Here is a 13,329-nt window from a genome sequence, read left to right on the forward strand (position 1 = left end):
CCCCCCCCCCCCCCCCCCCCCCCCCCCCCCCCCCCCCCCCCCCCCCCCCCCTTTTAGATGTGTATAAGAGACAGGTTGTAATCAGCATCGCTAATCTGGAAGGTTTTCACATTGGGCACCGTTTTATTTGCCTTTTTATAACTATTGGCATAATCAAAGAACAGGTTCTTGCTCACCAAGGAAATAGTAATCGGACTGTATTTGACCGGCGCCACAAAAACATCGGGATATACGCCGTTGCCATTATATACTGTACGGCCCGCTTTGGTATCGAAAGCTTTCATTACTGAGTCGGCAAATTTTTCGGCCATTCCATTCTGGTCTTTATGTGCATAATCCAAGGCTTGGATGCATCTGCCGGATGGTGTATAATACTTAGCTACCGTAACTTTGACCAAGCTGTTGTAAGGCAGGCTGAATGTTTGCTGCACCAGGCCTTTGCCAAAGCTGCGCTGGCCAACAACAATTGCCCGATCCAAGTCCTGCAAAGCGCCGGCTACGATTTCAGAGGCTGAAGCAGAACCATTATTGACCAGCACAATAAGCGGTAGATTTGGAGCGATAGGCTCGCTGACGGTTTTATAAGCGACTGTTTTTTCTGGATTTCTTCCCTTTTGGGTAACCACCAACACGTCTTTGCCTACAAAAAGGTTTACAATCTTAACAGCTTCCTGCAATATGCCCCCGCCATTGTTCCTTAAATCGAGGATCAGGCCTTTAGGCTTTTCCTTATTGATGTTTTCGAGGGCATCTTTTACCTCCTGCCCCGAATTTTCCAAAAACTTGTCTAGGCGGATATAGCCGATCTGTCCGTCGAGCATGCCCGAATAGGAAACATTGGGTTGTTTGATTTCTTCACGGGTTAAAGTTTTGTTGAGTACTGTACCTTCCCTGATAATCACCAGGCTTACTGCCGAGCCTTTGGGGCCGCGCATCAACTGGCTAACCTGGTTGCGGTCTTTGCCTTGAACCTCTACATTATTGATCCTGGTAATCTGGTCGCCCGGCCTGATGTCTTGTTTGTAGGCAGGATTGTTTTCGCTGATTTCGTTTACATACAGCTTGCCCTCAATGTTTAAGGTGCCGATACCGATGCCACCGTATTGCGTACTTACATATTTGAGCTTATAATCTTCGATCTCCGATTCGGGAATGTACTCGGTATAGGGATCCAATCCGCCCAGCATGGCATCGATGCCGTTGCGCATCAAATCAGCAGGATTAGTTTCTTCTACATAGTTGATGTTGATTTCCTTGTACAGCGAAGCAAAAATATCGAGGTTCTTAGAAACCAAGAACAAGTCTTCCCGGAAAGCCATCGTTAACGAGGCCAACAACACAACCAACAACAGAATATATACCCTAGTTTTCTTCATCTACCAATGTGAAATAAAGGTAAACTTACAAAAAAGCAGAGGAAATTAAAAACGATGCTATAACCGGTTGCCGTTGGGATCGGCCAAGGCTTTGCGGATTGTAAATTCGATATAGCTTTTGTCTCTGTTAACCAATTGCATGAGTTGCTGCACCAGTTGGTCTTCCTGTCCTGGCACAAACGCAAGATCGGCCTGCGCCAATTCGCGGTACTTCCTCAAAAATTTGATTTTAACTTTTTGCCAGGTTTCGGGAGTAAGGGTAAAGCTTGCCATTGGATAATACTTTGGAATGCAAAAGTATTAAATATTTATGAATACACGCAAGTAATTGTTAAGGCTGGCCCAGCAATGTTTGTTAATTAAAAATTAACAAAATCAACCCTGTTTAAAATGTCAAAAAACTGAACATCAATAGTTTAGATATTTTAGTAAATTTAAGCAGGTAACTAATCCCTCACTAAAATTTAATTATTATGAAAAAACTATTTCTCAGTTTGGCAGCAGTATTCGCATTTTTTGCATTGAGTTCTTTTAAAGGCCAATTTACCACGGGCTCTGTTTATCTCGAAATAAGCTCTTTTTCGGGGCACGGCGGTTCGGCAACCATCCAAAATACCGATACCAACGTTTATTATGACATTACCGCCGTAGATACACAAGGTTCTACAGATGTGCCTTATGGCAATTACATTGTGGTATCGGCAGGCACGCCTTGCAGTCCGCCTTTCATCCATCAGGTAACTACTTCTACTGGCTCGATGACTTTTGTAATCGATGCAGACACTCCGGGCTTTACCATTATGGCCAACTGCTATTGATCTTAAGCGCTTACAAAAAAAGCCACTCTATTGGAGTGGCTTTTTTTGTAAGGAACAACAGGGTTATTACCTATTAGGTGTATTATCTATAAAAGGCCTATTGGTTGCCGAACCCGTATAAGGCAGGGTTATATCCCCTCTTAAACTGAAAGAGTAGGTGTTCGACTTGATTACACTCACGGCTGTTCTGACTACAACATTGGTAGTAGGTGCACTTGGATAGCGCAAAATCAGGTCGTAAACACCCGTTGGAATCCTGAAAAACGCAGATGCGCTCTTATACGAAACACTCGGGGCTACAACGGTTTCTATGCCGGTTGTGGTATTCTTCATGATAAAAGTGAAGGCGTTGGCATTGTAGCAGGCATGTACAAAGCGTACATACGCCGCAGAGCTGTCGATAGCCGGCAAAGCATCTTCCACCACAAACACATCAGTGGTTTTAGTCGTGGTGTTATACAAGCCCGAAGTATACAGCGAATAGTTTTTGCCATCGGCCAAGGTAGAGCTGATCGAAGCAATCACCTGATCTGGATCTACCGTAGAAGTGCTTGGGCGTTTCGCCTTCAGGTCGTAGGTACCTGGCGTAATAATGGCATAGGCATTGGTAGCTGGATATACCGCTGCAAAGGCTACGCCTGTAGTAGCACTTTCTGTACCCGTAGTTGAAGAAGCCGCCGAAACCTTGGTATTATTGGCATAAAAGTTAACCACCGGACTATTTAAACCAAAATTGAAGAATTTGATCTGCGCGCCGCTTATAGGGCTCGAAATGTCCTGCACAGCATTCTTCTTACAAGAATAAATTATGGTGGATAGCAGAAGTACTGCTATTAATATATAGTTTCTTTTCATAATCTAATTATTGAGGAATTGTTACCCACATTTCTTTAGTTTGATAATCTGTAGCCAAGCCTCCAATCGCGTTTAGTCCGTTTCTGTTCCAAACGTATTCTGAATTGTATCTCGGACGCATCCTTTGTACCACTTTGGTGTTGTTTTCTGAGAACAAAACCAAAGGCACTGCAAAACCTGTAAACACTTGGTTACCGGTGGCCGGATCAATATCGGTATAATGATACCTCCTCAAATCCATCCATTGCTCAACATGGCCCCAAGCCCATTGTGCAATATACTTCTGGCACATGATCTGCGAAAGCGTAAGACTGCTTGGCAGTGCCGGAACAATTGCAGTTGACGAAAGATAGGCTGTTTTTTCGGCTGCGCTGATTTGTGTTGGCGTTTGCCCATCGTCGGTATTACGTGCATTTACAAAATCGATATGCGCCGAAATGCCATTTTTATAGGCATTCAAGGCCGTAGTCTTATCTCCTTTTTTGTAGGCGGCTTCTGCTTTAACAAACTGTAGCTGCGCATAAGTCATGATCGGGAACTTGTTTTTACGCGCAAACAAATATCTTGCCGGCGTGGTGGTAGTGGCGTTGGCCAAAGCCTGTGTAGTATACCCCCAAAGGTTGAGCGGTTGTTGCGAGGCTGTTAAGGCTCCTGTACCGAAAGTTGGCTCCAGGCCTCTGTAAACGCCATCGGGTGCTGGTGCCAGCATCCTGCTCATGCGAGGATCAACCACGCCACCATACTGGGTACCATCCATCAGGGCTACAATAAACTTGGTTTGCCTTAAGCTACCAATATTATTTCGGGTTGCCGAAAGAAAGTTGGCATCGTCATTTGCACTACCGGCATACGGGATCAAGGCATCATCTGCATTGCTTACAAACGAAGCATCAACAGCGGCAATGACATCATCGGGTTTATACAAAGCCGATTTGTTAGAAAGCTGGTTCAAGGTCATGGCTTTTAAACCATTCGCGAACTTAATCCATTGCGCTCTTTTGCCTTTGTATACAAAGTCTGTTTTGCCCAGGTAGCCTTCGTTTACGCCACCATCGGTTCTGTTCAGGTTAACAATAGCCGCATTGATCAGCCTGAGTGTTTCTTGGTAGGCAAAATCCTGTGTATCATAATCGAACGAAGTTCTGCTGGCATCAATGGCTTCCTTAATAATAATTTCACCATTGCAGTTGGTGGCTGTTAGCCAGCCCCAGGCCTTTAAGATCTGAGCTACGCCCAACAAATCCCAACGTTGTTCTTTTTCGGCCTTGTTGGTCATATCAACCAAGTTTTGGCCAAAATCGTAGTACGTTGTTTTCCAGATCTGTCCGCCTTGGTCTGGCGAACTACCGCCTTGGTTATGCCCCATTTTCTCCCAAAGGTCGCCCGATGAAACAGAAGCAAAGTTTTGGGTATAACGGCCTATATAGATACCGTCGTATTGAGGTGCAGTAGCCATCCAATGCAACATTGGCGACAAATAAAGGTTGGCTTCTACCACCTGTGGCGCATTTGGATTGGTATTGACATCCAAAAACTTCTTACATCCGCTAAGAACAATAAGACCAGCCACTGTAAATGTTATGAATAATTTTTTCATGTTTTAATGCTCTCCTAATTATAAACCAATTTTAACACCGAAGTTGATACCGATAGGAATAGGGAAGTTACCATAATCGATACCTGAAGCTCCAGATCCACCTACCGCTGCAGTGTTACCATTTACTACCGGATCTAAACCAGAGTAGTTGGTAATCAGGAACAAGTCTGTACCGGTAACAAAAACGCTTGCGTTTTTAACAAACTTCTGCTTGCTCAACAAAGTTTGTGGCAGCCTGTATTGCAAGGTTACGTCTTTTAAACGAACCCAGTTGATGTTTTTCTCAATGAACAGCTCTTCACTCATACCGCTATAATAACTGTTTTGATAGAAAGGTGTTACCACAATGTTGTTTTTGGTTGGATTGGCCGTATTTTCTTTTCCATCCTGCAATACACCATTTACGATCCTAGGATTCAATCGGTCTAGGGTCATCATGCTCAAGCCTTTTTGGGTCAAGTAATGTTGTGTGGCATTTAGCACATCGCCACCTTTTCTCATGTCTAACAAGAAAGACAAAGAGAAGTTTTTGTAGGTAAAGGTATTGGTTATACCGATAGAAAAATCTGGCTGTCTGTCGTATCCTTTTCCAGGGCCCTGAATAAAGATAGAAGACCTTACCGGCAAACCGGTTGCAGGGTTAATCAAAATATCGCCATTGTTGTTTCTCAAGTAGAAATAACCGGTTAGCGAACGGGTAGAATAGCCTGGCGAGTTACCATTTCTCACGTTGCCATACACCCAAGTATCAGATACGTAAGACTCGGGCAGTGAGTTTGGCAGGGCCAATACCGTACCTTTTGCACTTTCGAAGTTGGTCAATACGTTCCAGCTGAAATCCTTGGTCTTGATTGGCGTACCTCTTACGGTAACCTCGATACCTTCGTTACGGGTTTTGGCACCGTTAAGGTTAAATAACACATAACCTGTTGCATAACTGCCCCTGATATCGTTTACAATCTGGTCTGAAGTTTCTTTGCGGTAAACCGTAAAGTCTAAGCCCAAACGATCGTTAAAAAAGGCCAATTCGGTACCCAGCTCGTAAGAACTTGCAAACTCTGGCTTCAAATCCAAGTTAGGGCCCGTAAAGCCATAACCAAAACCGCCGCCCACCGTAGTTTTGCTCTCTAGCGAAGGCACGTAAGAATAAGGCCTGGCATCTTTACCTACATTGGCAAAGGCGGCCCTGATTTTACCAGAAGTAAAAATCTTGCTTAAGCCATCTTTAAATGCCGGCACATCAGTAAACACAAAACTTGCCGATACCGAAGGATAGAAGAATGAGTTAGCCCCGATCGGAATGGTAGAAGTCCAGTCGTTCCTGCCAGTTGCGGTTAAATAAAGGTAGTTTTTATAATTTAAGGTCGCTCTTCCGAACAAACTGAACAATCTTCGTTGCGTGATTGTCGATTTTGCGTTCCTTAAGGTTGGCGTAGTATTGTTGATAGACACGAAATTCGGATCTAAAAAGCCTTCGCCATATTGCGAATCGATAGAAGATTTCAAATCTTGAATAGCATTACCCAAAGTAGCGTCGATAGACAAATCGCTGGTGATTTTTTGCGAAGTCAGGTTCAACAAGTTTTGGATGTTCACGTTTCGCGTATTATCGTTCGCGATATCCAAAATACCCTGGCGGCTAAAGCCCCTAGAGCTCTCTGGATGGCTTAACAAAAGGTTTCTGTTGTTGTACACATCAAAACCGATGTTAGATTTTAAGTTCAGCCATTTTACCGGCGTAACGGTAAACCCGAAGTTAGAAGTGATCCTGTTCTGGATCGAGTTGATTTTATTCTTATTGATATTAAAATAAGGGTTTTCTATTTCGGAGGTCAAATCTGTTGCTGTAGTAAACCTTCTTCTGGTACCTGCTGGCGTAAGGTAATCTTTGGCATTGTCTTCTTGCGGCCAAAGCAACAAACCAATTAGCGGACCGCCCGAGCCTTTAAAAGGCTGGTTATTCACTGCATAAGTATAGTTCATAGAAAGGTCTACTTTTAACCAATCGTTTATTTTGCCATTGGTTGAACCATTTAAGGTAAAACGCTCATAGTCTGAATTTGGCACTACACCGTTTTGGTCGGTGTAAGAACTCGAGATACGATAGGTTACATCTTGGCTGCCCCCATCAAAAGACAAGTTGTGCTTTTGGGTAAGCGCAGTTTGGAAAAAGCCGTCGATATTGTTGTACAGCACTGTTCCAGGCGCATAGGCCGGACCAAAGTACTGTAGGGTACCTGCACTGGCTACGCCACCAGTGCCCAGACCATAAACGCCTTGGATTTCTGGTTGGCTGCTGGTTTTTTCGATACGGAAACTGTTGCTATAGTTAATTGAACCTTTGCCTGCCTTACCTCTTTTGGTCGTAATAACGATGGCCCCGTTGGCGGCATCGATACCATAAAGCGCGGCGGCCTCAGGGCCTTTCAATACCACTAAGCTCTCAATGTCTTCAGGGTTGATATCGGCAGCACGGTTGGTAAAATCGACACCTCTATTAGAAAATGCCGTGTTCGAGCTGTTATCCGAATAGAAAGCCGAAGTATTCAGCGTTTTGTTGTCGATTGGCAAACCATCTACCACAAATAGCGGCTGGTTGCTGCCACTGATCGAGCTCACACCCCTGATGGTAATCGAGGTTGATGCGCCGGGTACGCCCGAAGAGCTGGTTACCTCTACCCCGGCAATCCTGCCTTGCAGGGCATTGATAAAGTTCTCTCTTTGGGTATTGGCCAAATCCTGGCCTTTTACCTCCTGTTGTGCGGTACCTAGAGATTTTCTAGACACCTTTTGTCCCAAAGCTGTTACCACAACTTCGTTAAGTGATTTAGAATCTGGAACTAAAGCTACGTTGATTACAGTGCTTGAGCCCACTGTTTTTTCTTGGGTTGTTAAGCCCAAATAGATGAATTGAAGTACATCTCCTTGTTTGGTTTTGATCGAGTACATCCCCGCCGGACTAGTCTGCACGGCTGTTTCTGTTCCTTTGATCTTTACCGTAGCACCCGGAATAGGCAGGTTATCCTCTGTAGAGGTTACCTTTCCCGTAACCGTTATTTGCTGAGCCATTACTTGAATAGCCAACAAAAACGTGCCCAAAAACAGCATGAGTAGTTTTTTTTTCATAAACGCCAATTTGGTTAATAATTTAAGTTTTGTTGTTGTTTTTTATCTTGCCGAAAACACGCAGTAACACGCAAAATAACAATTGTCAAGTAAATATGATAAATGTTTTTCAGTAAAAAAAGAAAACAAGTAACTATTTTGATAAGGTTCTGCAAACTATTATTGCACAAACCAGCAAAAACCCGCAGGATATTTTTATTTTCATATATTTATATCTTTACTAGTCCAAACAGCAAAAACCTATGTTAAAAAAAGAGAGACACGATTTCATCATGCGCCAGATCAACCTGCATAACAGGGTGCTCACGTCAGACTTGGTACAACTGCTCAATGTTTCTGAAGACACCATCAGGAGAGACCTACAGGAAATGTCAGACGACAACCTGCTGTATAAGGTGCATGGCGGCGCGCTTTCCAAATCGTACCACTCTTCTTTTGACGACAGTACCGTTTACGCCAAAGAAGCCAAAATAGCCATCGCCAAGAAAACAATTTCGCTTATTAAAGATGGCATGGTGGTGCTTACTGGTGGCGGAACTACCATTATAGAGCTGGTTAAGCAGTTGCCGGAGAGCCTTCAGGCCACTTTTTTTACCATTAGTCCGCTGGTAGCTGTAGAACTGGCCAAATATGCCCGCATCGAAGTCATCCTGATTGGCGGGCTCTTTTCCAAAAATTCGCAAATTACCTATGGCGGACACGTCATCAATCAGCTTTCCGAGATTAACGCCGACCTGTGCCTGATGGGAACCAGTGCGCTACATCCACTAGATGGCCTTACCGATACCGATTGGGAAATCAACCAGTTGAAAAAAACAATGCTCAGCTGTTCCAGGAAATCGGCCGTACTGTGCATTTCCGAAAAACTGAATATTTCTTTAAGGCTAAAGGTGGCTTCTTTAGAAAATATAGACTATTTGGTTACCGAACTCGAAGCGAAAGATGCACAATTGGCCAATTATACGGCCAAATCGCTACAGATTCTATAACCTTTAGGCGGGCAGGCAGATTTTGCCCATGCACACCGAGGGTACGCCTTCGCGAGGCCCGAAATTGATCGGTTCTCCTGCCAGGGTTTCGTTGGCCAGCAAGGCAAACAACACGGCTTCCTTGGCATCTGGATGAATGCCCAACTCATCGGTGGTGCCAAAACGCACTTCTGGCAAAGCTTCTTTTAAGAGCTGCACCAATAAAGGATTGTGCAGCCCTCCCCCGCTCATGATGATACGTAGACCTTGCACCGAACCTGTTGTTTTTTTTACCGCCTGTACAATTCCTTGGGCCGAAAAATGGCAAAGCGTAGCCAATACGTCTTCGTGGGACAAACCTGAAGTATTGCTTTGCGCCTGGGCCTTTAATAGGTAAGCCATGCTGAACAACTCTGGGCCTGTGGTTTTGGGGAAATCGGCATCGAAAAACTTATTGTCGAGCAAAGCTTCCAGAAGTTTTTTATCTGCTTTGCCACTTTTGGCAATGGCCGCATCCTGATCGTAATACAAGCCCGGATAATGCCGCTGTATGTATTGGTCCATCAGCGTATTGCCTGGGCCAACATCGGTAGAAAACACTTTGCCGGCATCCTTATCGCCTGGCAGATAGGTAAAATTGGCAATGCCGCCAATGTTCAGCATGAGCCTGTCTTCGCCTGTTGCCGAAAAAATCAAGTAGTCGCCATATACAGCCAAGGGCGCACCTTCGCCACCGGCAGCCAAGTGTTTTTGCCTAAAATCGGCAAGGGTAATGATGCCTGTTTTAACGGCAATATGATCGCCATCCCCTATTTGCAAAGTGGCATTCGGATAGCCCGCTTGCCCATGCAGCGATTGGGGCGCATGAAAAATAGTCTGCCCATGACTGGCAATGGCATCTACCGCTTCGGGTTTTACTCCCCATTGGCTTAAAGCTTCCAAAACCATTTCGGCATGCCTGAGGCCCACCAGCTCATTAAGCAGGCATACCTTTTCCAAATCGGCATCTTTTCTGGAAAAAACGCTTTTGATGTCGGCCTTAAACGCATCGGTATAAGGCAAAGTGATAAAATGAAGCACCTCGACTGCTGCTTGCCGGCCGCTGCCACTGCACAGGCAAAGCGCAATGTCGAGGCCATCGAGCGAAGTACCCGACATGAGGCCAATGATTTTGCGTTCTTGTTGCTGGGCAATCTGATAAAGGCGGGCAAGCTGTGGATTCATGGCATTAAATTTCGATAAAGGTAAATAGCGCAAACGTATTCGCAGTAAATTTTGTCACGCTTTTTAAAAATACTCTATATATTTACTGCTCCGTTCACTAAACAACACAGATTAATGGCAAGATTAAATCTTTTAGAAGAAACGAGGTTCGAAAAACTACCTGTTACCGTATTCAAAACCCCGAAAGAAGCATCCTTAAACGTAGCCAATCGCATTGCGAACATCATTAAGGAAAAACAAAAAAACAACTTACCGGCCGTTCTGGGCCTGGCTACCGGCGCTACGCCAATTGGCGTTTATGCCGAACTGGTGCGCCTGCATAAAGAAGAAGGTTTGAGCTTTAAAAATGTAATTACCTTCAATTTGGACGAGTATTACCCGATGCAACCCAATGCCGCGCAGAGCTATGTAACCTTTATGAACGAAAACCTGTTCGATCATATCGATATCGAAAAGAAAAACGTACATATTCCGGATGGCACCCTGAAACTGGAAGAAATTCCGGCGTTCTGTTTAGATTACGAACGAAAAATCGGAGAATTGGGCGGTTTGGATATCCAGATTTTAGGTATTGGACGTACGGGCCACATCGGTTTTAATGAGCCGGGATCGGCGCCAAACTCTGGAACACGCCTGGTTACCTTAGACGATTTGACCCGCAGAGATGCAGCCAGAGACTTTGGCGGCAAATCTTTTGTACCAACCAAAGCCATTACCATGGGTATCGGCACCATTTTTAAGGCTCGTGAGATTGTACTCATGGCCTGGAACAAGAAAAAAGCACCCATCATTAAAAAAGCCGTAGAGGGCGAAATGTCGAGTGATGTACCGGCTACCTACCTGCAGCTTTCTGATAACGTAGAGTTTATTTTAGACGAAGATGCCGCCTGCCTATTGACGCGTTTTGACACGCCTTGGCTGGTAAAAGACTGTGTATGGACAGAAGAACTAACCAGAAAAGCAGTGATTTGGCTGGCCAATACCTTGGGCAAACCGGTACTTAAACTCACCGAAGACGACTTCAACAACAACGGCATGGCCCAGCTGGCCCTAGAAAAAGGTCCGGTTTATAACATCAACATCCATATTTTCAACAAGCTGCAACATACCATTACCGGATGGCCGGGAGGAAAACCTAACGCCGACGATAGCCAAAGGCCAGAAAGGGCCGAGCCTGCCAAAAAGAGGGTGGTTATTTTCTCGCCGCATCCTGACGATGACGTGATTTCGATGGGCGGTACGTTTATCCGCTTGGTTGATCAGCACCACGATGTGCACGTAGCCTACCAAACTTCGGGCAATACAGCCGTTTGGGACGACGATGTGCTGCGCTTTATGGAGTTCAACATCGATTTTGCCGAAAGAATGGGTATCGATCAGCCGGCAATGAAAGAGGTTTACGACAAAATGCGCAAGTTTATTGAGCAAAAACAACCCAACCAGATCGATACGCCAGAAATACAAAGCGTAAAAGGCCTGATCAGAAAAGGCGAAGCCATTGCAGGCGCCCGTTATTGCGGCTTGGAAGACGACCATATCCATTTCATGGCCTTGCCTTTTTACGAAAGCGGCAAAAACCAAAAGAACCCGGTTACCGAAGCCGATGTGATTTTGACCATGGAGCTGTTGCAGAAAATAAAGCCTCACCAGGTTTTTGCAGCCGGTGATTTTGAAGACCCGCACGGTACGCATATTGTTTGCTTCAACATTATACTCGAAGCTTTAAGGCGTTTGCAAAAAACCGAGGCATGGGTAAAAGACTGCTGGTTGTGGATGTACCGTGGTGCTTGGCTTGAATTTGAAACCTACGAAATTGAAATGGCCGTACCATTGAGCCCGCAAGAAGTGGAGCGCAAGAAATTTGCCATCTTTAAGCACCAGTCGCAAAAAGACAGGGCCGTGTTTCCGGGCGACGATGCCAGGGAGTTTTGGCAAAGGGCCGAAGACAGAAACAGGGAAACCGCCAAAGCTTATGATAGTTTAGGCCTTGCCGATTACGAAGCCATGGAAGCTTTTGTAAGGTATAAGTTCTAGAAACCATACTTGCGAAGTTTTAAAAACTTCGCAAGCCTAACATCCGAAGAGTTATTTGCTACCGGCATCTAAAACTTCGGATGTTTTTTTTTGGAATTTATCTATATTAGTTCTCAATCTCCTTATTTATAAATTTCAAAAAATGGAAACCAAACCCCAGCGGCTATTGTCGCTCGATTTTTTTCGTGGCCTTACCGTAGCCACCATGATTTTAGTGAACAATCCCGGCGACTGGGGGCATATTTATGCGCCGCTAGAGCATGCCGAATGGAACGGCTGTACGCCAACCGACCTGGTATTTCCTTTTTTTCTTTTTATTGTAGGGGTTTCTATCGCCTATGCCATGGGCAGCAAGAAAACCGATCCGAAAAGCCACGGGCAACTCCTCAAAAAGGCCTTCAGGCGGATGCTCACTCTTTTTGCACTGGGCTTTATCCTGGCTATTTTCCCCAGGAATTTCCAAGATTTTAACCTCGTCGAATCGTTAAAGCATGTGCGCATACCAGGCGTATTGCAACGCATTTCGGTTGTTTTCTTTATTTCGACCCTGATTTTCCTCAAGCAATCGGAAAAAAGCATTTTCAGGACCATTATTTTGATCCTCGTTGCCTATTGGGCGTTGATGATGTTTGTACCAGTTCCTGATTTTGGACCTGCCAATCTGGAAAAAGAAACCAACTTGGGCGCTTGGTTAGACCGCACGCTGTTAACCGAAGCTCATTTGTGGAAATCGGCTAAGACCTGGGATCCAGAAGGCATTTTGAGTACTTTGCCAGCCGTTGGCACCTGTTTGTTTGGAGTATTGGTTGGTGTTTACCTGAAACGCAGAGATGTTGAAGCGGCAACTAAAGTGGCTTGGTTATTCGCTACCGGCTTATTGTGCGTAATGGCCGGGTTGCTTTGGGACCTTGAGTTCCCGATCAACAAATCGCTCTGGACAAGCTCATATGTATTGTATACCGGCGGATTGGCCACCATTGGCCTGGCGCTATCCTACTGGATTATAGACATTAACCAATACAACCGCTTTACCAAGCCTTTTGTGGTTTATGGGGTAAATGCCATAACGGTGTTTTTCTTAACCGGATTAACGCCGCGCTTGTTCAACATGATCAAAATCGATATGGCCGACGGCTCCAAACTGGGCGCATTGAGCTGGTTTTATCAAAAATTCTTTCCTCCCTATTTTTCGCCAATCAATGCTTCCTTGGCTTATGCAATTGTTTTCATCCTATTCTGGTACGTTATCCTTTGGATCATGTACAAGAAGAATATTATCATTAAGGTGTAACTATTAAGACCCAAACGCTACTAATGTAATGAACGCGTTA

At 44.9% G+C, this 13,329-nt stretch carries 10 protein-coding genes; 4 read left to right on the top strand and 6 right to left on the bottom strand.

The genetic code is table 11. The features are described 5' to 3' along the window. Positions 1 to 53 precede the first annotated feature (53 nt). A complete protein-coding gene (locus tag JHD69_RS07270; RefSeq protein ID WP_199138826.1) occupies positions 54 to 1,376 on the bottom strand; it encodes a S41 family peptidase in 1,323 nt (440 codons plus the stop codon). A gap of 57 nt (positions 1,377 to 1,433) precedes the next feature. Then, positions 1,434 to 1,649, bottom strand: coding sequence for a hypothetical protein (locus JHD69_RS07275; RefSeq protein ID WP_199138828.1), 216 nt, complete (start codon positions 1,647 to 1,649; stop codon positions 1,434 to 1,436). Positions 1,650 to 1,849: 200 nt separating this feature from the next. Here JHD69_RS07275 and JHD69_RS07280 point away from each other — a divergent pair, with 200 nt between their 5' ends. Further along, positions 1,850 to 2,194 carry a hypothetical protein gene (locus tag JHD69_RS07280; protein ID WP_199138833.1) on the top strand — a complete coding sequence of 115 codons (345 nt, stop codon included), beginning with the start codon at positions 1,850 to 1,852 and terminating at the stop codon, positions 2,192 to 2,194. A 66-nt stretch (positions 2,195 to 2,260) separates the two neighbouring features. On the opposite strand, the gene JHD69_RS07285 is transcribed toward JHD69_RS07280, so the two are convergent. The 3 genes from JHD69_RS07285 to JHD69_RS07295 are packed head-to-tail and all read right to left on the bottom strand — an operon-like array spanning position 2,261 to position 7,772. Further along, positions 2,261 to 3,049 (bottom strand): DUF4397 domain-containing protein, encoded by a 789-nt coding sequence (locus JHD69_RS07285; protein WP_233165764.1) that lies wholly within the window; start codon positions 3,047 to 3,049, stop codon positions 2,261 to 2,263. Positions 3,050 to 3,056: 7 nt separating this feature from the next. Beyond that, positions 3,057 to 4,646, bottom strand: coding sequence for a SusD/RagB family nutrient-binding outer membrane lipoprotein (locus tag JHD69_RS07290; protein WP_199138837.1), 1,590 nt, complete (start codon positions 4,644 to 4,646; stop codon positions 3,057 to 3,059). 18 nt (positions 4,647 to 4,664) lie between these two features. Beyond that, entirely contained in the window at positions 4,665 to 7,772 is a 3,108-nt protein-coding gene (locus tag JHD69_RS07295) for a SusC/RagA family TonB-linked outer membrane protein (RefSeq protein WP_199138839.1), read from the bottom strand. 242 nt (positions 7,773 to 8,014) lie between these two features. Here JHD69_RS07295 and JHD69_RS07300 point away from each other — a divergent pair, with 242 nt between their 5' ends. After that, entirely contained in the window at positions 8,015 to 8,761 is a 747-nt protein-coding gene (locus JHD69_RS07300; protein ID WP_199138841.1) for a DeoR/GlpR family DNA-binding transcription regulator, read from the top strand. A 3-nt stretch (positions 8,762 to 8,764) separates the two neighbouring features. Here the strand turns inward: JHD69_RS07300 and JHD69_RS07305 are convergent, their stop codons facing one another. Continuing rightward, positions 8,765 to 9,964 carry an anhydro-N-acetylmuramic acid kinase gene (locus tag JHD69_RS07305; RefSeq protein ID WP_199138843.1) on the bottom strand — a complete coding sequence of 400 codons (1,200 nt, stop codon included), beginning with the start codon at positions 9,962 to 9,964 and terminating at the stop codon, positions 8,765 to 8,767. Positions 9,965 to 10,078: 114 nt separating this feature from the next. Here JHD69_RS07305 and nagB point away from each other — a divergent pair, with 114 nt between their 5' ends. Together nagB and JHD69_RS07315 are read left to right on the top strand one after the other, a co-directional pair. Beyond that, positions 10,079 to 11,998: a glucosamine-6-phosphate deaminase gene (gene nagB / locus JHD69_RS07310; protein ID WP_199138845.1), complete on the top strand. Its 1,920-nt coding sequence runs from the start codon at positions 10,079 to 10,081 to the stop codon at positions 11,996 to 11,998. Positions 11,999 to 12,140: 142 nt separating this feature from the next. Then, positions 12,141 to 13,289 carry an acyltransferase family protein gene (locus JHD69_RS07315; RefSeq protein ID WP_199138847.1) on the top strand — a complete coding sequence of 383 codons (1,149 nt, stop codon included), beginning with the start codon at positions 12,141 to 12,143 and terminating at the stop codon, positions 13,287 to 13,289. The last annotated feature ends 40 nt before the right edge of the window (positions 13,290 to 13,329 follow it).

The sequence above is a fragment of the Pedobacter sp. ASV12 genome (assembly GCF_016429155.1).
Classification (GTDB): Bacteria; Bacteroidota; Bacteroidia; order Sphingobacteriales; family Sphingobacteriaceae; genus Pedobacter.